This window comes from Vibrio crassostreae 9ZC13, from assembly GCF_000272045.2.
GTDB lineage: Bacteria > Pseudomonadota > Gammaproteobacteria > Enterobacterales > Vibrionaceae > Vibrio > Vibrio crassostreae_C.
The window spans coordinates 2034625-2054883 of record NZ_AJYZ02000019.1 but is presented as its reverse complement, the minus strand read 5'-3'; the positions used below and the strand labels follow the sequence as shown (position 1 = coordinate 2054883).

The 20259-nt window shown below is 44.8% G+C and carries 15 protein-coding genes and 4 pseudogenes; 12 read left to right on the top strand and 7 right to left on the bottom strand.

Annotated features, from left to right (window positions below):
* Positions 1-23 precede the first annotated feature (23 nt).
* The 6 genes from A136_RS10250 (at position 24) to purT (ending at position 6097) form a co-directional block, all read left to right on the top strand.
* Positions 24-872, top strand: a complete 849-nt coding sequence (locus A136_RS10250) for a sterol desaturase family protein (protein ID WP_017059137.1) — start codon at positions 24-26, stop codon at positions 870-872.
* A gap of 206 nt (positions 873-1078) precedes the next feature.
* The gene (gene sbcB, locus A136_RS10245; RefSeq protein ID WP_017065508.1) at positions 1079-2503 is read left to right on the top strand and encodes an exodeoxyribonuclease I; all 1425 of its coding nucleotides are present in this window, start codon (positions 1079-1081) and stop codon (positions 2501-2503) included.
* Between the two features lie 25 nt (positions 2504-2528).
* Entirely contained in the window at positions 2529-2900 is a 372-nt protein-coding gene (locus A136_RS10240) for a CidA/LrgA family protein (protein ID WP_017065507.1), read from the top strand.
* Positions 2901-2902: 2 nt separating this feature from the next.
* Positions 2903-3580 (top strand): LrgB family protein, encoded by a 678-nt coding sequence (locus A136_RS10235; RefSeq protein WP_017059134.1) that lies wholly within the window; start codon positions 2903-2905, stop codon positions 3578-3580.
* Between the two features lie 286 nt (positions 3581-3866).
* Positions 3867-4754 (top strand): cytidine deaminase, encoded by an 888-nt coding sequence (gene cdd, locus A136_RS10230; RefSeq protein WP_017059133.1) that lies wholly within the window; start codon positions 3867-3869, stop codon positions 4752-4754.
* A 167-nt stretch (positions 4755-4921) separates the two neighbouring features.
* Entirely contained in the window at positions 4922-6097 is a 1176-nt protein-coding gene (gene purT, locus A136_RS10225; RefSeq protein ID WP_017065506.1) for a formate-dependent phosphoribosylglycinamide formyltransferase, read from the top strand.
* 113 nt (positions 6098-6210) lie between these two features.
* On the opposite strand, the gene A136_RS10220 is transcribed toward purT, so the two are convergent.
* Positions 6211-6864: a thiopurine S-methyltransferase gene (locus A136_RS10220; protein ID WP_017065505.1), complete on the bottom strand. Its 654-nt coding sequence runs from the start codon at positions 6862-6864 to the stop codon at positions 6211-6213.
* 324 nt (positions 6865-7188) lie between these two features.
* Between A136_RS10220 and A136_RS10215 the strand changes: the two genes are divergently transcribed.
* Together A136_RS10215 and A136_RS10210 are read left to right on the top strand one after the other, a co-directional pair.
* A complete protein-coding gene (locus tag A136_RS10215; RefSeq protein ID WP_017065504.1) occupies positions 7189-7965 on the top strand; it encodes a RelA/SpoT domain-containing protein in 777 nt (258 codons plus the stop codon).
* 193 nt (positions 7966-8158) lie between these two features.
* Positions 8159-8943: pseudogene (locus tag A136_RS10210) on the top strand (glycine betaine ABC transporter substrate-binding protein); the annotation flags it as partial.
* A gap of 230 nt (positions 8944-9173) precedes the next feature.
* Here A136_RS10210 and ihfA read toward each other — a convergent pair.
* Positions 9174-9470 carry an integration host factor subunit alpha gene (gene ihfA / locus A136_RS10205; protein ID WP_004734853.1) on the bottom strand — a complete coding sequence of 99 codons (297 nt, stop codon included), beginning with the start codon at positions 9468-9470 and terminating at the stop codon, positions 9174-9176.
* 449 nt (positions 9471-9919) lie between these two features.
* Between ihfA and A136_RS23040 the strand changes: the two are divergent.
* A pseudogene (locus A136_RS23040) lies at positions 9920-10057 on the top strand (GTP-binding protein); the annotation flags it as partial.
* Between the two features lie 117 nt (positions 10058-10174).
* Here the strand turns inward: A136_RS23040 and A136_RS10200 are convergent.
* A pseudogene (locus A136_RS10200) lies at positions 10175-10906 on the bottom strand (DMT family transporter); the annotation flags it as partial.
* Between A136_RS10200 and A136_RS10195 the strand changes: the two are divergent.
* A pseudogene (locus tag A136_RS10195) lies at positions 10897-12183 on the top strand (PLP-dependent aminotransferase family protein); the annotation flags it as partial. The pseudogenes A136_RS10200 and A136_RS10195 sit on opposite strands and share 10 nt — an antisense overlap.
* 282 nt (positions 12184-12465) lie before the next feature.
* Positions 12466-13647: an alpha-hydroxyketone-type quorum-sensing autoinducer synthase gene (gene cqsA / locus A136_RS10190; protein WP_017065501.1), complete on the top strand. Its 1182-nt coding sequence runs from the start codon at positions 12466-12468 to the stop codon at positions 13645-13647.
* 150 nt (positions 13648-13797) lie between these two features.
* Here the strand turns inward: cqsA and A136_RS10185 are convergent, their stop codons facing one another.
* The 3 genes from A136_RS10185 to A136_RS10175 form a co-directional block, all read right to left on the bottom strand.
* Positions 13798-15846 carry an ATP-binding response regulator gene (locus A136_RS10185; RefSeq protein ID WP_017065500.1) on the bottom strand — a complete coding sequence of 683 codons (2049 nt, stop codon included), beginning with the start codon at positions 15844-15846 and terminating at the stop codon, positions 13798-13800.
* A gap of 255 nt (positions 15847-16101) precedes the next feature.
* Positions 16102-16917, bottom strand: a complete 816-nt coding sequence (locus tag A136_RS10180; RefSeq protein WP_017065499.1) for a TauD/TfdA dioxygenase family protein — start codon at positions 16915-16917, stop codon at positions 16102-16104.
* Positions 16918-17225: 308 nt separating this feature from the next.
* The gene (locus A136_RS10175; protein WP_017065498.1) at positions 17226-18128 is read right to left on the bottom strand and encodes a Vmh family MBL fold metallo-hydrolase; all 903 of its coding nucleotides are present in this window, start codon (positions 18126-18128) and stop codon (positions 17226-17228) included.
* A gap of 176 nt (positions 18129-18304) precedes the next feature.
* Between A136_RS10175 and A136_RS10170 the strand changes: the two genes are divergently transcribed.
* Positions 18305-19198 carry a LysR family transcriptional regulator gene (locus A136_RS10170; RefSeq protein ID WP_017065497.1) on the top strand — a complete coding sequence of 298 codons (894 nt, stop codon included), beginning with the start codon at positions 18305-18307 and terminating at the stop codon, positions 19196-19198.
* A 165-nt stretch (positions 19199-19363) separates the two neighbouring features.
* Here A136_RS10170 and A136_RS10165 read toward each other — a convergent pair.
* A partial coding sequence (locus tag A136_RS10165) for a S8 family peptidase (protein ID WP_017065496.1) occupies positions 19364-20259 on the bottom strand: 896 nt, incomplete at its 5' end.

Genomic DNA, 20259 nt, shown 5'->3' with positions numbered 1-20259 from the left:
TGGCGTCTCAACAAGGATAAAACATGAATATCGACGCATTAATCAATTACCCAGAATGGCTACTGCTGGTATTAGCGCCCTTGTTCGTGGTGTGCATGTTGGCTGAGTATTTTATCGGTCAGAAGCAAGGTCGACTGCCTGATAACTCCAGCTATAAGCTTTCAGAAGTGATGTGTAATTTCACGCTGGCGGGAATGCATCAACTCTCCGATTTGCTCACCGGGTTATTGGTCGTGCAGCTGTATCTCTGGATGTTTGGTTGGCGCCTAATGGACATTGAAATGGGCGTGCTGAGTTTTGTTGTATTGATGGTGTTGCAAGACTTTTGCTATTACTGGTTCCACAGAGCAAGCCATCGTGTTCGCTGGATGTGGGCAGCACACGTGGCACACCACAGTTCAGAAAGCATGAACTTCAGTACGGCTTTCCGTCAAAGCTTAATGTATCCACTTGCTGGGATGTGGCTTTTCTGGATACCGTTGGTCATCATAGGTTTTGCCCCTAAGTGGGTCATCTTTGTGGTGCTTCTCAATCTAGGTTTGCAGTTCTTCGTCCATACACAATGGATACGAAGCTTGGGGCCACTTGAATACATCTTTAATACCCCTTCGCATCATCGAGTACATCACGGCAAAAACCCGCAATACATTGATAAGAACTACGCCGGCGTTCTTATTATCTGGGATAAGTTATTTGGTACATTCGAACCTGAAGTTGAAACTGTACGTTATGGCGTCACCAAACCCGTGAACAGTTTTAATCCGATAGTGGTCACCTTTCAAGAATGGAAGGCCATATTCAAAGATTTGAAGAACCGAGAGTTAACCATGAAGCAGAAAGTCCAGTTGATACTCTCGCCTCCATCGGATTAAACGGACGATAGACAGATTGTATTAACTAAGAAACCGCCTCAATTGGTTTCAAAACCTTCCCCACTGACTCGATTGAATAGTAAAGCACCGTTTTCCGGCAATTTATTTGTGATCTGGGTTGCACGCGTACCGCATACTATCAGATACTGAACAAAACTAACCTTCAGCCACAGTAAACGTTCCGCGCTTGCTGTTCAGGAAATTCAATGAGTTCAGATAATCAGCCAACCTACTTCTTTTTCGATTACGAAACATGGGGCGTTAGCCCAGCAAAAGACCGTCCGAGTCAGTTTGCGGGTGTTCGTACCGACCAAGATTTCAATGTTATTGGAGAGCCTCTGGTTATCTATTGCCAACCTCCCGCTGATTACCTCCCTGCGCCTGAAGCTGCACTGATCACCCGTATCACACCACAAAAAGCGGCTTCACAAGGTCTTCCTGAACCAGAGTTTATCGCTAAGATCCATGCTGAGTTAGCCAAACCAAACACCACAAGCCTTGGCTACAACAGTATTCGATTTGATGATGAAGTAACGCGTTACACCTGTTACCGAAACTTCATCGACCCATATGCGTGGAGCTGGCAGAATGGCAACTCTCGTTGGGATTTATTAGATGTAATGCGCGCTGTTCACGCACTGCGTCCTGAAGGCATTGTTTGGCCAGAGAACGAAGAAGGTTACCCAAGCTTCAAACTGGAACACCTATCTGTGGCAAACGGCATTGAACACGAGAACGCGCACGATGCGATGGCCGATGTTATTGCGACCATCGAGTTAGCGAAGAAGCTGAAAGCTGCGCAACCTAAGATGTTCGATTACCTTTACAACATGCGTCATAAGCGTAAGCTGAATGAGCTGGTTGATATCGTAAACATGACACCATTGATGCACGTTTCGGGCATGTTTGGCCGTGACTGCAACTACACAAGTTGGATTGTGCCTATGGCTTGGCACCCAACCAATCAAAATGCGGTTATCGTGGTTGATTTAGCCAAAGATCCAAGCCCACTGTTAGAACTGGACGCTGATGAACTCAGAGACAGACTCTACACCAAACGCAGTGAACTGGGTGAAGACGAGCTACCAGTACCAATCAAATTGGTTCAACTGAACAAGTGCCCTATTCTTGCTCCAGCCAAAACGCTGACGGCTGAAAATGCCGAAACCATCGGTATTGATCGCCAACAATGCTTGAAGAACTTGGCACTGCTGCGCGAACACCCAGAGATCCGCGAAAAACTGATCGGCCTGTACTCACAAGAGCGAGAGTACGAAAAGAGTGATGATGTTGATACACACCTTTATGACGGTTTCTTCTCACCTGCTGATAAAACAGCGATGAACATCATTCGCGAAACTGACCCAAATAACTTGGCAGCTTTAGATATCACCTTCGGTGATGAACGTATTAAACCGTTACTGTTCCGTTACCGTGCGCGTAACTTCCCATGGACGCTCGACGAAGCTGAGCAATTGAAATGGGCGAACCATTGTCGTGAGTTTTATGAAAGCCGTTTAGAAGAGTACATGCTAAACCTTGAAAACCTCGCGCATGAACATGAAAGTGACGAGAAGAAAATGGCTATCTTAAAGGCGGTTTATCAATACGTAGAAAAGTTAGCTAGCTAATTCCATTATCAAGAGACGTAACACTTTGAAAGAAAGATTGATCCAACTGGTTTACTGCTTAATCTCCTTCACCTTAATCATAGGTGCACTTACAGCAGGTAACGCGTTACAGCACTTTTTGGATACCTCAATCCCAGGCAGTATTTTTGGCATGTTGATTCTGTTTGCCGCCATGGTGATTGGTATTGTTCCTTCGCACTGGGTACAACCCGGTGCAAGCTTGATGATCCGCCTAATGATCTTACTGTTTGTTCCAATCAGTGTTGGGTTGATGGATCATTTCGACATGCTCATCGCGAACGCATTGCCAATTATGGCGAGCGCCGTTGGTGGCACATTATTGGTGTTAGTATCCTTATCATGGTTCTTAGACCGCTTGCTTTCGAGAGGTAACTGATCATGTGGATTCTACTCACCATCGTGGTATTCCTATTTGCTCGCTGGGTAAGTCAAAAAGTAAACTCGCCGCTGTGTAACCCCCTGCTTATCAGCATTGGTATCATCATTCCGATTCTCACGTTCTTTAGAGTACCGTTTGAGACTTACTATGCTGACAACACTTGGATTACCTACATGCTGCAGCCTGCGGTTGTTGCACTTGCTTACCCACTTTATGAGCAGCTACCTCAAATCAGAGCCAACTGGCGCATCATTACCTTTGCGTGCACGCTAGGCAGTGTGATGTCGATGACAACAACGGCAGTGATCGCAGTAGCATTTAAAGCGGACTTAACTTTGATTGCGAGCTTGTTAGGCAAATCAGTCACCACGCCAATTGCAATGGAAGTATCGAGCCATTTAGGTGGTGAAGCAGCGATTGCGGCAATACTGGTATTGATTGTGGGTCTATTTGGGGCAATTTTTGCTTACCCAATCTACAACCTCATTGGTATTAAGAGCCCGATCGCCCGTGGTTTAACCATGGGTACCGTGTCTCACGCTTTAGGCACCGCGACTTGTGCGGAAAAGAATCAGGAAGATGCAGCATTCAGTTCTTTGGCTCTTGTGCTTTGTGGCGTCATTACCTCAATCATCGCACCGAGTATATTTTCGCTCGTGGTTTGGTTCTACTCTTAACCTAAACGATCACTACGCGATTCAGCCCAACCAGAATGCTGTTTATTACAGTGTCTGTTTGGGCTTTTTATTCGCATTTATTTAGCAATAGCAGTCAAGTCACGGTCTTTTACGAGCAATAAGTGCGATATCAGCTGTATAAATGGCTCTTGTAATCGATTTCAAGTGTGACCTCACTCTAATTATGCAAACCAATGTAACAACAACAATTCAATAGTGATCTTTATCACAGAAAGTTCCTGAGCAATGCATAAACTTAAAGCCTAAGGTCAATTAAGGATTCAACATGAACAGTCGTATTACCCTGGCGCTGGAAAGTGCTCCATCATCAATGAAAGCGCTTTTGAGTGACATCGTATTAGCAGACAACTTTGACGCGACATTGTCTCCAGAACAATTTGCTAGCCTACTGCAAGCAAGTGGTCTAGCGGATGACGAACTACGTATTGCGCTACTTCCTTTTGCCGCAGCGTATTCTTACGCTCCGTTATCTGACTTTTATGTTGGTGCAATCGTGCGTGGTTTGTCTGGTACTCTGTATTTTGGTGCAAACCTTGAAATCGCTGGTGCTCAACTTGGTCAAACCGTTCACGCTGAGCAATCTGCAATCAGCCACGCTTGGATGAAAGGCGAACTAGGTATCTCAGATATCACCATCAACTTCAGTCCTTGTGGTCACTGTCGTCAATTCATGAACGAACTGACAACAGCAAAAGAACTTAAAGTTCAGCTGCCACAACGTGATGAAATGTCTCTGCAAGAGTACCTACCAGACTCGTTCGGCCCTGCTGATTTAGGTGTGACAACTGGCCTAATGACAAAGCTTGATCATAAGTACACGACCGAAGAAACAACGCCTATTGTTGTAGAAGCGCTAGCAGCACTAAACCGCAGCCATGCTCCTTACACCAAAAACCTAAGTGGTGTTTCACTACAACTGACGTCAGGTGAAATTTTTACGGGTGCTTACGCAGAAAATGCGGCGTTCAACCCGAGCCTACCACCCCTTCAAGTCGCGTTAATTCAACTTAAACTGGCTGGCTTCGATTTCGAACAAATTGAAAGTGCTGCTTTGGTTGAAATCGCAGAAGGTAGCATCAGTCACCTAGCGGATACGCAATCTACATTAGAAGCGATTAATCCCGACATTCCAGTGACTTACTTAGCAATATAAGCACATCTGATTAACAAAAATTTAAATAAGCAGCCCTATTTAACAGGGCTGCTTTTTTTATACCTGTAATTAAAGCAACAACTTGCGCAAACGTTTGCTTTTGTCATTGAAATAAGTATGATCACCCCGTTTTCAATCAATCGTTCAAAAGATCGGAAGGAATTTCTATGTTTGGTACTGCTACTCGTGAAAATGCTACTCGTGTACTTCTATTAGGTTCAGGTGAACTCGGCAAAGAAGTTGCTATCGAGTGCCAACGTTTAGGTTTGGAAGTTATTGCTTGTGACCGTTATGCAGACGCACCAGCAATGCAAGTTGCGCATCGTAGCCATGTATTAGACATGTTAGACGGCGATGCACTTCAAGCAATCATTGAACTAGAAAAGCCAGATTATGTGGTTCCTGAAATTGAAGCTATTGCCACCAGCAAGTTGGTAGAGCTAGAAGCACAAGGCTTAAATGTCGTTCCAACTGCGAATGCGACCAAGCTAACGATGAACCGCGAGGGTATCCGTCGTCTAGCGGCAGAAGAACTAAAACTGAGCACTTCTCCTTACCGCTTTGCAGACACCTTGGAAGATTTCTCTGCCGCTGTTGAATTCGTAGGTATGCCTTGCGTTGTTAAGCCGGTAATGAGTTCTTCAGGCAAAGGCCAAAGCGTTATCAAAACCGAAGAAGATATCCAGAAATCTTGGGACTACGCACAAGAAGGTGGCCGTACTGGCGCGGGTCGTGTAATCGTTGAAGGCTTCATCGACTTTGATTACGAAATCACGCTTCTAACCGTTCGTGCTGTCGACGGTGTTCACTTCTGTGCACCTATCGGTCACCGTCAAGAAGACGGTGATTACCGTGAATCATGGCAGCCACAGGTCATGTCTGACAACGCACTTAAAGCGGCGCAATACACGGCAGAGCAAGTGGTTAACGCATTAGGCGGTCACGGCATCTTTGGTGTTGAACTGTTCGTTAAAGGCGACCACGTGATCTTCAATGAAGTCTCCCCTCGCCCACATGATACTGGCTTGGTTACTCTGATGTCTCAAGACTCATCGGAATTTGCACTGCACGTACGCGCCTTTACCGGTATGCCGATCAAATCCATCACGCAATACGGCCCATGTGCATCAGCGGTTATCCTTGGCCAAGGTACTTCAACCAACATTCGTTTTGAAGGTCTTACAGAGGCGCTAGACGCACCACAAACACAAGTTCGCCTGTTTGGTAAGCCTGATATCGATGGTCGCCGTCGTTTAGGTGTGGCGCTTACTCGTCGTAACAGCACAGAAACAGCGATTGAAGATGCCATTGAGAGCGCGTCAAAAGTAAAAGTGATTTACTAACCTGCTATTCAATTCTGAACAATCACGAGTTCAAATCTGAACCATAAAAAGACGGGCTATCGAGCCCGTCTTTTTGTTGGTGTTATCTGTTCGCTTAACTAAGCAGACTGAACTTAAGCGTCTGACTCAATCAAATACACTTCTTCACAGAAGCGAGACAACCCTTTCTTAGCAATCTTCGGATGTTCATCGTTCGCTATATCTTGATTCAACAATGTAATTTTGTATCCTGCAAACAATTGAGCAATCTCTAACTTAGGTACGCTAAACGGAGGCCCCGCCATCTCGCTTTGATCATAATCCAGTGTTACCAAAAGAATCTTACCACCCGGTTTCAGTAGTTGTTTCAAACGCTCGACATACTGCACTCGCATCTCTTCAGGCAATGCGACTAAAGACGCGCGATCATAAATGGTATCGACAGGTTGGATTGGCGCTGAAAAGTAATCGCCCGTGTAGATGTTCAGTTCATCGAATTGGTAGAGCTCGTGCTGACCGCTAATTTGAGTCACAGTCGGGGTATAAAGGTGCTCTGCAAAAAATGCGCGAACCGCAATCTGGCTTAACTCGACACCTTGAACATCTTCATGCTTTGAAGCTAGCCAAATCAGATCTTCACTTTTGCCACAAAGTGGAACAAACACACTCTTCTCGTAGCTAGGCTCAGTCTTTTCCCAAAATTTAATCAGAAGTGGGTTTACATCTTCGAGGTGGAAACCAATTTGGTTGGCTGCCCATTTATTGTGCCAAAATTCAGGATTATTCATCTTTCGTTCATGTTAAACAGTCATAATGCAAGGGTACAGGATAGAGAGGTAAGAGCAACCTTAGCTTGGTTTAAAGTACTAAATTGATTTCGATAAAATCAGAAACTGGCTAAGTTCAAAGTTCTGATAATTGCGGAACTAACGGTTGGGTTATTTGGCTATATCTTCACATTTTAAAGCAATATTAAACGTTAGAATTGGTTTCTGTCTTAGCTAGCCTCATTTAATATGTAGTGAAATTAGTTAAGCTGTTTTTACTCTTGTGCGTTACTGGTTACCCCTTTTGACTACCCGTTTTTTGTAACCTTGTATTTTGGAGTTTGAATGAGTGTATTTCTCCGTACGACGGCCCTAATGCTTTTGGTATTGAGCCGAGCGCCTGCATTCGCAGCAGCACCTGTTTCAACAAGTTCAACAGATCAAACGCGCACTCCTGCGCAAAACCAAGTATCTTCAAACGTATTCCGTCATAGTTTGAGCGGCCTTTACGGCATCAAAGCCTTCGACTCACGCCCGACTCAGCCTTACACCGACTTCGATATTTTGTACAGCAAAGCGCATCAAGGCCAAGCTGAACTAGAAACTATCTGTAAAAGTACTGCCCTACTCACCAATTCTGAAGCGCTATTTGCTGGCGTTAAATCTCAAGCTCGCGCAGAAGAAAAAATCGCCCTTGAGCTTGATGGTGATGTGACAAAAATTACCGACTTAGCCCGTGCAACTATCATCGCGAACGATGTAGAGAGCTTGGTTGAAGTTTACGAAGCGCTAAGCCGTGAAGCAGACGTTGTTAAGCTGAAAAATAAGTTTAAATCGCCGGCTGACTCTGGTTACCGTGACCTTAACTTGTTGGTTCGTTTGCCTAAAACCAACATCATTGCAGAGGTTCAACTTCACTTAAAAGCGATTGCTGATGTGAAAAGTGGTCCTGAGCACGAGCTGTACGAAATTATCCAAGGTATTGAGCGTCACGCAATTGCAGAACATCGCCCAATCAACGATATCGAAGCGGCACAAATCAATAGCCTACGACGCCAATCTTTAGAGCTTTACCAACAAGCATGGCAACCGTACATTACAACGCACATTCAAGCGGCTTAACACATAGATAGGCTATTCCAATAAACATCACAAGGGCTGCACTCGCAGCCCTTTTTAGTACTTGTTGAGTAGCCTCTCCACTTCCTATCCCAAATAATCAGATCGTTTAAATTTAGATCTCAGTCTCTTTTCTCCGTCGAACATTTCTGTTTCTATAGCGAATAAGCTTCTGACAAGAAAAGGAATTACGTCAATGCAGAATAACAAATCCATGCTTTCCAGCGCGCTACTTGCTGCGTTTTCTGTACACGCTAGTGCTGACGAATGCGGAAAGATCACCATTGCAGACATGAACTGGAACTCGGCGAGCCTATTGCTCATGTCGACCAATTCATTTTGAATAACGGCTACGGCTGTGAAGCGGACTTAATCCCCGGTGATAGCGTCCCTACGGGCACGCCAATGATTGAAAAAGGTCAACCTGATGTTGCGCCAGAGCTTTGGACTAATGGCATCAAAGAAGCGTTGGATAAGGGTGTTGCGGATAAGCGTCTACGTTACGCGGGCAAGTCTTTGGTCAACGGCGGTGAAGAAGGTTTCTGGGTACCAAACTACCTTGTTGAACAGTACCCAGAGCTTACAACCATTGAAGGTGTGATTAAAAACGCAAAGCTGTTTGAACACCCAGAAGATGATGAGAAGTTTGCGTTTTATAGCTGCCCTGCGGGTTGGACTTGTCAGATTACCTCCGGTCACCTGTTCGATGCGCTTAAGTTAGAAGATCACAATTTTGAAATGGTTGATCCCGGCTCAGGCGCCGCTTTAGCAGGTACGATAGCGAAAGCTTACGAACGCAAAAAAGCATGGTTTGGATATTACTGGTCGCCTACGCCTGTGCTAGGTAAGTATGAAATGGTGAAGGTTGATTTCGGAAGTGGTACTGACATTGAGGAATTCCGTAACTGTACGACACAACCTGATTGTGAATCTCCTAAAGTGACCATGTATCCACCAGCACCGGTTCACACAATCACCACAGGTATGGAAGCCTTGGGTGTCTGAAGACATCGCAAGTAAGGTTCAACAAGCCCTTTAGAGTGAAGATTCAAAGTCAGAGGCCTAGCCTCTGTTTTCGCATCTAAAGCAAGTTCTTACCGGACAGTAAATAGATGGAGTTTGAGAAAGGTTACTAAAAATTAAAGAAATGCGTTTAGCTTAAACTCTATGCAGATACAAAAAGACCACGCTAGGCGTGGTCTATTGCTTGGCTACTTCTCGATTTTAATATTTTCGACACGGGCCTTTAGTTTTTGTCCCGGTCTAAAAGTAACAACACGTCGAGCAGAAATTGGAATGTCTTCACCAGTTTTCGGGTTACGACCAGGTCGCTCGTTTTTCTCGCGAAGATCAAAATTACCAAAACCAGACAGTTTTACCTGTTCGCCATTTTCGAGCGCTTTACGAACTTCTTCGAAAAACACTTCCACCGTTTCCTTGGCATCCCGCTTGCTGTATCCGAGTGTCTCAAACAGGTTCTCAGCCAAATCGGCCTTCGTGAGTGCCATAAAACTTTCCTCAAAGCTATGTTAAACATTGCTACCATCGCCAGTAGCGCCAAAGCATTTACCCTATTCAATCAATGAGATAAGGTCATTTACAAGGAAAGTGTATGCCAAGCTTCTGATTTTCGCCAACTTTTTTATCTTAACTATTTAATTATTCTTTCAAATCAGAAAGATAACTCGCTTCAAATTTCACATATATAGCTAAAAACCATCTACTCAACAGTAACGAAATGGAGTTATATTCCATACAAACAACCATTAATAGAATTTAAAACTTTAGCGAACTAAATAATAATTTTTGAGACTTTTCTCCGATACCCAATAAAATCAGCCACTTGATTTGATATGGGACTCAACAAGGGTTACTAAATAAGCGTTATTAAATATAAGATTTGTATCATTTCAGAATTTAATTCGAATTCACTTATAAAAGCCTATGTTCTTTTGAGGTTTTCGGTTACAACTTAACAGAGGATGGCTTGACGGAATCAGAACTCGATGAGTGTATCGAAATCAGAATAGAAATGATCGGTCTAGAAATAGAATATGATCTTGAGAGCCAGTTACTTGCGTGTATGGTTAGTTGATTGCTTAGTAAGTTGGTTATTTTAATAACTTCACTTCTTCGACATAGAATAAGACCTCACAAGTGCGAGGTCTTATTTGTCATTCAAAGCTGCTCATGCAATATCAGCTTTCTTCAATCATTTTTGTTCAGCAAGTGTTTGTGTCGCTTTGGTATTCGTTACATTCGCAGGTTTCACAATCAAACCAATCCCGACAAGAAACAGTATTGATGCAACAACCTGAGCCACAGACAGCACCTCATCATACATAAAGTAACCGCTAATCAATGCGAAGATAGGCACTAACAAGGTTAACGGCGCGGTCGTACTTAACGGGTATTGGATTAGCAGCTTATTCCATACCCAATAACCAAATAGCGTGGTTGGGTAAGCTTGAAACAGCACCGCAATCGTCGTGTTCCAATCCCATTGTTCGATGCCCTGCCAGATTATTTGGTCACCGTGTAACATCACGGCAAATAACACTAATGGCACTGGAGCAAACAGCACCCCCCAGACATTGAACGCAAAAGCTTGAGTGGTTTTCGATGCCTTAACAATCACGCCCATCAAGGTCCAACTGCACGCCGCAATCATAATCAAGATCACGCCATTAACGGTGACATTACCCGTAGCTGCAGATACCAATACCGCCAATGCACACATAGCTAGCATCGCACCCAATAATTTACGAATAGAAGCACTCTCCTTGAACAACCACACGCCAACCGCCATGCCGATTAATACGTTGGTTGAAAGCAAGACCGATGAAAGCCCAGACGATAAACCAGCAGTGATCGACCATGAAGCCATACCCCAGATACCCACACCGAACACAAAGCCATAACTGACTAAGTAGCGCCAAGCAACAGGTGATCAGCATGTCGACCGTGGTGAGCTGCTACCAAGAACTGGAATCACAAGGTTGGATTCATTCTCGACCGCAAGCGGGATATTTTGTTTCTCCTCATAAACCTGCTCACTCAACCCCAGAGTGGGCACAGTTTGAGAGTAAGATATCGAGTGTTAAGCAAACCTCTTCGACCCACAACTCAATCAGCGGACCTTTAGGGGTTTCGAGCACCACCAATGATGAGCAGTCGATCGTAGAATTGGAACGAAGTTTTCGTCGCGCTATTAAACGGATGGGAAGTAGGCTCAACCATTACCCAGATACACAAGGTGAGCCGATGTTGCGACAGGCATTATCCACTTACTTTGCCAAGCTCGATGTCCATTTTTCACCTGAAGAGATGGTGATCACCGCAGGCTGTATGTCAGCGATTAAAGCTGCACTCGAATCGCGTACCAAAGAAGGCGACACCATTGCGATTAGCTCTCCTTGTTTCAATGGAATTCTGGAGTTACTCGGAAAGATGTCACGCCAGATCATAGAAATCCCGTCTCTAGATGATGGTGTCGACTTGCAACAACTGGAAGCGCATTTGAAAAATAAACAAGTCGATGCCGCGATCTTTTGTACCTCTCATATGAACCCTCAAGGGATCAACATGTCAGCCACTCAAAAGCAGAAACTGGCTGAATTAGCGAATCACTATCGAGTGCCGATCATTGAAGATGATGTGTATCTGGAACTGTCCTACTCCTCACACACGCCGCTCCCCGCGAAATACTACGACAAAGGCGGTTTTGTCTTATGGTGTGGATCAGTATCGAAAAGTTTGTCACCGAGTTACCGTTTGGGATGGTGCTTGCCGGGCAGGTTTATCAACGAATACAAGGCTCAGTTCTCAGCTGCGAGCTACAGCGTTGCCCTGCCCACTCAGCTTGCGGTTGCTGACTTTGTTGGATCTGGCCAATACGCTAAGCACGTGAGGAGAAGATGCACTCAGATCTTGTCTTTGCGCCAACAATACCTAAGTTATTTGGCTCAGCATCTTCCTCAAGATGTGAATATAAGTAATCCACAAGGTGGCATGGTGCTTTGGCTGCAAATCCCAAACTTAAACCAAGCAACCTTTGCTCAGGCAGTTGCCGACCAGAACATTGATATTAGGCTTGGACACCTGTTCAGCACTCTCGACCTTTACAGCAATTGCTTACGCCTCAATATTGGGTATCCGTTAGAGGATGAAGCCAAGCAGCAATTGGATGCCTTAATCGAGCTTATCCATATTCACAGCTAACAGCACGTAGCACGTAGCACGTAGCCTTTCAAAATCCGCTTTTTTAAATGCCTTCGAATGCCGAATTCTAATAGCCTTTTGTCATAAAAAAGAAGGCTATTATTCCTATCTTAATTCGGGTAAAGCCCCGAACCGTAAGGAAACCCACTCGCCTCAAAACCCTTAAATGCTGAGTTTGCAAGCACCCACAAAATTATGCAACTTGGCTAATGACACATCACTTTTTATCGTCAATATACAGCCGTCAGCGCTGGCGTTTTCCTGTATTTGAAGAGAACTATTATGAGTGATAAAACAAAAAACAAACCACTACCTTCCTTTATCGAAGAACGCTTGAACTTCTATATTCAAGACCTGATTACCCAGAACCAAAGCCAGAAGCATTTAGTATTGGGTAAACGCCCCCAGCGTAATTCCGTTGTGATGCAGAGCAATGATTACTTAGCGCTGTCACACAACAAACAGATCCAACAAGCCCATCAAGCGGCGATCTGCGAGCACGATGACAACGTGGTGATGTCTGCCATTTTCTTACAAGATGATCAGTCTAAACCTGCGCTTGAAACTAAGCTTGCGAACTATGTTGGAATGGAGAGCTGTTTGCTTTCTCAATCGGGCTGGGCGGCCAATATTGGGCTATTGCAAACCATCTGCCCACCGGGCACACCTGTGTATATTGATTTCCTTGCACACATGTCGCTATGGGAAGGGATTCGGGCTGCCGGCGCAGTTGCCCATCCGTTTATGCATAACAATATGAATCACCTACGCAAACAGTTAGAGCGCCACGGCTCAGGTGTCATTGTTGTCGACTCGGTTTACAGCACAATAGGCACCATTGCCCCACTGCGTGACATCTACGAAATGGCGCAAGAGTTTTATTGTGCGGTCGTCGTTGATGAATCCCATTCACTGGGTACACATGGAGAGAATGGTGCAGGCTTAGTGCAAGCATTGGGGCTCACCAACCAAGTCGACTTCATCACCGTTAGCTTGGCAAAAACCTTTGCTTATCGCGCTGGGGCAATCCTTGGCCCTAAACAACTGTCTAAAACCTTGCCGTTTGTGGCGTACCCTGCGATTTTTAGCTCAACAGTGTTACCACAAGAAGTGGTTCGTTTAGAGAAAACGTTGGAGGTGATCAAAGGTGCGGAAGACAAACGAGAAGCCTTATTCAATCGGGCTAAGTCGCTGACTACGGGGCTAAAGCGAATTGGCTTTAATATCCGCAGTGAGTCTCAAATTGTAGCGCTAGAGTGCGGCAATGAAAGAAACACGGAGCGTGTGCGAGACTTCTTAGAAGAACGTGATGTGTTCGGTGCGGTATTCTGCCGCCCTGCGACTGGCAAGAACAAAAACATCATCCGTTTTTCAGTGAATGCCGATATGACACCAAGAGACATTGACCATGTGCTCACGGTTTGTCACGAAGCGTACCATCACCCCGAGTTAGAGTTCGTGTAACCTTTTTCGAACCATATTTATAACCAACACCAACGGCAGGACTGAATGGACGCTATCATGTCGCGATACAAAAAGAGCCCAGCAATTCGCTGAGCTCTTTCTTGAATCTATGTCTACCCAATGGCCGTGAACTTCAGATTATTACACCCGCTAAATCCAGTGAGCAATTTTATCAAACAGTCGGTTTTTATCGGCAGGTTTAACAATAAAGTCCGACATGCCTGATGATTCCATCTTTTCCAAGGTAACGGGAGAACTGTCACCCGTGTGAGCAATAATCGGCACCGAAGAGTATTCTTTGTCGGCACTGCGAATTCGGCGAGAAGCTTCAACACCGTCCATGATTGGCATTTCAATATCCATTAGGATCAAGTCGATTTCGTCGGTATCAAGCGCATCTAAGGCTTGTTGTCCGTCTTCTTTTTGCACAACATCAAAGCCCTGTTTTTCCAATAACATTGCCGTAAATCGGCGTAGAGATTCATTGTCATCGACCACCATAATCGTACGTCTAGTGGTGGCCTCTAGCGGTTTTACAGCAACCGATGGCATCACGTAGTTGGAGTCAAACAGTAAACGGTCAATGGTCGCTTTAGTATTTAGTAGCCAGACTTGTGTTTCCACCCAAATAGGCTCGAAAGAAATGTTACGTACACGCTTGATAGGATGACGCTCATACAAGTAAATGATTCGCGCCTCAGTGAACGAAAGTAACGATTCAATCTTATCGAGGCAACTAGCTCTTAAATCCAAGCTCTCCATATCAACGAAAATCAAGTCGAACTCAAATTGATATTCCTTATTCTGAAGCGCTGATGCCACATTCAAAATCTGGAGGTCAAAACCCATAAAGCGAGAGATTTCAGTCATTTTACTGGAAAGCACTGTCTGATCACTGATCATCAGCACCGTCTTGAGTTTAGTCAGTTCGCTCTTGATTTCCTCTACCGAATTGGAAGTCAAAGATGGGAAAATCATCGTGAACTGTGTCCATTGATCCACTTCAGACTGGCATTTAATCTCACCACCAAACGAGCGCATGACCTTCTGACAAAATGGCAAACCTAAACCGTAATTACCCGACTGGCCTGTGGTGTAAAAGTCTTGGAAAATACGACGAATGATATCGCTCGAAATACCAGAGCCGTTATCCGTCACCATTATCTGGTTCGTCACTTCATCACTGAACATGGTGACATGAATATGAAAATCTTCAGGGCTACGATGATGGAACGCATTCTTGAACAGATTATACATGACGTATTTCAACAAGGTGTCGCTACCCAAGAACTCAAAGTTACTCTGCACATCCAAGGAGATTGCTGACTTATCAGCAGAGCGCTTGTAATTGAAACTGTCTATCGCACCCTCAATCACCGCTTGCGCTGAATGCTTCTTGAAGGTAGATCGAGATACTCGGTTTTCATCAATTGAAGTCAGTAACAGATCAATCGTCTCGTTACCTGAGTGAATGATCTCCATCGCTTCATCGCCCACTTCACGTAACTGCATGACTTCTTCGTTGCTTAAAGCATATTGCCCTTTGTGAACACCACTTTTAGGGTTCGGCAATATGGACTGCATAACATCAATAGAGGTCAACAAACCGCTCAGGGGGTTTCGCATCTCGTGCGCGATACCGGCTCCAAAAGATTTCGCCAACGACACCTTATTCTCGTGTTCCATCTGATTGCGGAAGTAGAACAAGTTGCCAAATAAGTAGATAAACAAAAAGATTGGCACATGCGTCCAATCCATTGTGAGTTCTAGGTAGAAGCCTTGTGCAATCCAAGCGCACAAGGTAGCTATCCCAATACCGGCAAAGGTTTGTGCAAACATCACTCTTGTCACGTGCACTAATAAAATATGGAGGAAAATAGCCGACATGAATGACATAACCCAAACGTTGGACCAATTATTCATGAGTAGCATGTAGAAGAAGAAACCTGGCAAACAGATAGTTACAGCAACTTGATAATAAGCCGGAAGGTATTTTCGCCATTCAAATGGGACACGATTGCGATAGATAATGCCGAAAAATAACACTGAGCAAAACAGACGCAGCATTAAGTTTTCATAAGGTTGAGGGAACAAGAACTCCCACACTATGTAGTAAATTGGGAAGCCGACAAAGCCCATCCAACCCACGAGAGTAAGGTTTGGTTCTGCGTACTGATAAACTTTACGAATAGCGTTCATACGAAATTCTTTATTCTCTAAGCCCTAACGTTTACTAATTCTATGGTTTGATTTTTATTCTTATATTTTGGCGTCGATTATATTACACATCACGTCCGAGCAGTGAGGTTTCAATCAAATATGTATCAACGCTTTTGTTTTAATTATTGACTAAGATGAATGAAGTCTCAGTTTTATACTCTAATTCAGACACTAAACCTGAGTTCCTAAGATTTGTCCGCTAGCGCTTACACCAATGACCCCTCTTACTTACCATTATGTCACTGTAACGCGATGCATCTTTCTTGGGGTATCGCCGTAATCGATCACAGCATAGTGCTGAGTTACTCGATTATCCCATATCGCTATTGATCCCTTTTCCCATTTGAAGCGCACCTGATACTCTGGACGTCGTGCAATTTCAAACAACTGGCTGAGCAACTCATCGCTCTCTTGGCGGTCTATTTCGTTGATATAACGGGTAAACTGCTCATTGATATAAAGTGTTTCTTTACCTGTTTCCGGATGGCTCTGAACAACAGGATGGATTACTGGTGGATTTTCCTGTGCGGTTTTAATTAGCGACTTATGCCAATCAAGCTCAATCTGATCCGACTCTATGCCTTCAAAAGCCACCAGCGAGTGAGTCGCCGATAAGCCCCTCAGCTTTGCTTTCATACTTTCATCTAATGAATCAAACACAGCGGTCATCGAACACCAAATCGTATCTCCGCCGACGCTTGGAATATGTTGAGCATGCAACAAAGAAGCTTTAGATGGCAGGCTGCGCCACGTTAAATCGGTATGCCAATAGCTTTCCATGGGAGCATTGCCACGGGTTGTTTCAATCACACTGACCTGAGGCGCGCTTTCCACGCGAGGAAAAAAAGGATGCACAGGTTCTAACGTTCCAAAACGTTCTGCAATCATCAAGTGTTGTTCTGGTGAGAGTACTTGATCACCTAGGAAGATGACTTGATGGGTAATCAGCGCCTGATACACCTTATCGAGTTCATCAGCACTGCATGTGGCGAGATCGACTCCATGGATTCGCGCACCGATATGAGGGGTAATGGGTTCTATTTTCAACATACTTTCGCTTATTGGGGATTTTGAGTTGCAGGACAGATCTGGCTACTAGGCTAATCTGACTACTAACAGTAAACCGGGAAAATGCAGATTTTCTTTCCCACTTGAAATAAAAAATCGCCTCTCCGAAACAAAAAAAGAGCCCCTAAGCTGGAGCTCTTTTCGTTTTTTGATACTTCCTGTATCCATAGACAAGTCCAATCTGTAGTACTTTCACTGAAAGCCAGATCATCGATATCTCCAGTTGTGTATCAACTTAAATCTAGCACACAATCTTCAAGCTTTTCTGAGACACAACCGAGATAATGAACTTAGTGCCACTCCATCTCACCGCTTAACACTTTAGCACCCAGTTCTAGGTCGCCTTCCGTTGCCTTAAATTGCGGGTAAGCTGTCTTCATGTAATCACTGATATCAACAGACGTTGGATTGCTTGTGCTTGCTAACGCCTTTTCAATATCAGCCACGTAATCCAATGTAAATTGAACGCCATTAGTACCCGTTGGCATTTCACCTAAGTAGTGACCCGGAATGACAACTTCAGGCTCAAGTGCTTTCATACGCTCTAATGATTGTGCCCACTGGCTACGAATCTCGTTCGATGCAGTATCTGCCATCCATACATGCACGCCGCTATAAACCGACACGCCACCAAACACCGTTTTTTCAGATGGAACCCACAGATAAGCTTGGTGTGTATTGATTTCTCTCACTTCGATAGTTTCACCTTCTATGCTCAGCGTGGTGTCGTTAAGCACGGTTGGAACAATGACTTTAGACGGTGCGTTGTCTTCTAAGATTGGGCCCCAGTATTCGAGCTTTGCATCTTTAGTGCGTTTGATATGTGCAACAACCGCTTCACTGGCAACGATCTCGACGTTTGGAAATGCCTTTACTATAGGTTCTAAGCCAAAATAAAAATCTGGGTCGCCGCTGCTGATGTAAACCATCGACAACTCTTTGCCAGTCGCTTTGATTTGATCCACCAACTTTTGCCCATCTGCGACGCTAAATTGCGCATCAAACAAAATCACTTCCTTCTCACCCGCGACCAACACAGAGCTTGCGGGGAATATCGCGTTTTCACCCGGATTGTAATGAGTGATGTTTAGTTCAACAGCAGAGACAACACTCGATGCTGCCAACATTGCTCCTAGGCTCATCGTTCCTAAAAGCGCGGTTCTCGATAGAAGGATTTTAGATAACTTTTTCATAGCTTGATTCCGTTATTTCGAGCTGAACGCCTGCCAACTCATTGAGTGTGCAAACATCTTATTTGATTGGATTTAGATGAAATAGACATTAAATTAACTTTCACTGTTGCGATTTTCGGACATATACTAATTTTCCGGTAGCTATTAGATTCAAAAATCATTGGGTAATTAGAACAATGGATAAACTCGAGGCAATGAACGTCTTTGTCACCATCGTTGAACGTGGCAGTTTGAGTGCAGCAGCAGAGCACCTTGAGCTCTCTCGAACCAAAGTCACTCGCTATTTGGGGGAACTCGAAAGCTGGATGGACACACGCTTGCTTCATAGAACCACTCGAAGCTTGAGCTTAACCAGTGCAGGGAAAGAAACACTAGAAGTCGCAAGAGAGCTGCTTGCCCTTGAAGCATCGTTAGCAGGTATCAGAAACCAAAGCCGAGAACACTTAAAAGGCCAACTGCGTATTACCGCAAGCTACTCCCTTGTTGATAGTTTCCTGATGGACGTAATCAGCCGTTTCATTGCCAAGTCGCCAGAGGTATCGATGGATATCGTTTCTACCGATCAAACAGTCAACCTTGTTGAATCACGCATCGATTTGGCAATTCGTATCACTAACGAACTAACGCCGAATATTGTCGCGAAGCAGCTAGGTGAATGTCGCTCGGTGATTTGCGCATCTCCTCAATATCTAAAGGAGAAAGGCACGCCATCAAACGCACAAGATTTAGCGCACCACAACTGTCTGTCATTCAGTTACTTCGGCAAAACCGCGTGGACGTTTAACGGTCCTAATGGACTCGAATCTGTTCCAATTAAAGGAAATATCAGTGCCAACACCTCTGAGGTATTGTTGTCTGCCACACTTAAAGGCAATGGGATCAGCATATTACCCTTCCCTTCTGTCGAAGGCTTGATACAAGATGGTCTTTTAGTGTCATTACTTCCTGAGTGGCAACCGAAAACGCTGGGTGTGCACGCGGTTTATGGGACGCGCAAACAAATCACACCGTTGTTAAGGGCCTTTATTGATCACCTATCTGACGATATGGAACAGTCTAAGAGCTGGTAATGTCGCAACTCAACGTCCTCATAAATAACACGGCGACACAGTAGTAAGAATTACATTAGGACTCAAAAATAAGCCCACAACAAGGTGGGCTTTAGCTACCAGTCTTTTGAACTGACTAAACTAGTGAGTAACTTGGCTTCCTTAAGCTGTGATTCAAACCTAAGGTTAAAAGTTTGCTTGGAGCGTCAAGCCACTGTAAGCCGAGTAAGCGTTCAACATCACATGATATCTGCCGCTTTGGGTGACATTCACCGTACAAGTCTCACTGTTACCCGAACGATAAGGTCGACAGTCCCAAGTATTGAGCGTTGGTTTGTCTCCAAAACGTAGATACAGATCCGCGTCGCCTGTGCCACCAATGGTGACCACTGTTAGCTGCTGGCCCTGTTGTAAGTCCATGTAGAAGTAATCCTTTTGTCCTCGGCTGCCACTTAATCCATTAACCGGCACGCCAGAGACTAGCTTTCCATCTGGATCCGGTCCAGGTGTTGGACCACCGCAATCCGGCTCACAACCACTGTCTGCCAAGCTATATAGCAGTTTATTGGTGGTGCCTCTTGTGTCAGAAACCTTATTCTCCGAGGCTCTTGAGTTCAGTAACCCTGTAAGCTGAAGCGGAGTTAAGCCGTTGTTTTCTTGTAAGTACAAGGCTGCAACGCCGGCAACATGTGGCGTCGCCATGGAGGTTCCGCTAATCGTTTTATAGCCGCCATCATACCAAGCTGACTTAATTTGAGACCCAGGTGCGAATAGGTCAACACAACTGCCCCAGTTCGAGAAACTTGAACGCGAATCAGAGCTGGTCGTTGAGCCTACCGTCACACCACTTGGTACACGAGCTGGTGATGTATTACACGCATCGGCATTTGAGTTACCTGCCGCCAACATAAAACTCACTCCAGATTGAATCGCGCCTTGCACCGCGCTATCTAATGCAGTGGATTGACCTCCACCTAAACTCATGTTGGCGACCGAAGGCCCTGATGCATTTTGTGCTACCCAATCCACACCAGAAATCACGCCGGATGTGGTTCCTGAACCCGAACAGCTAAGTACTCTTA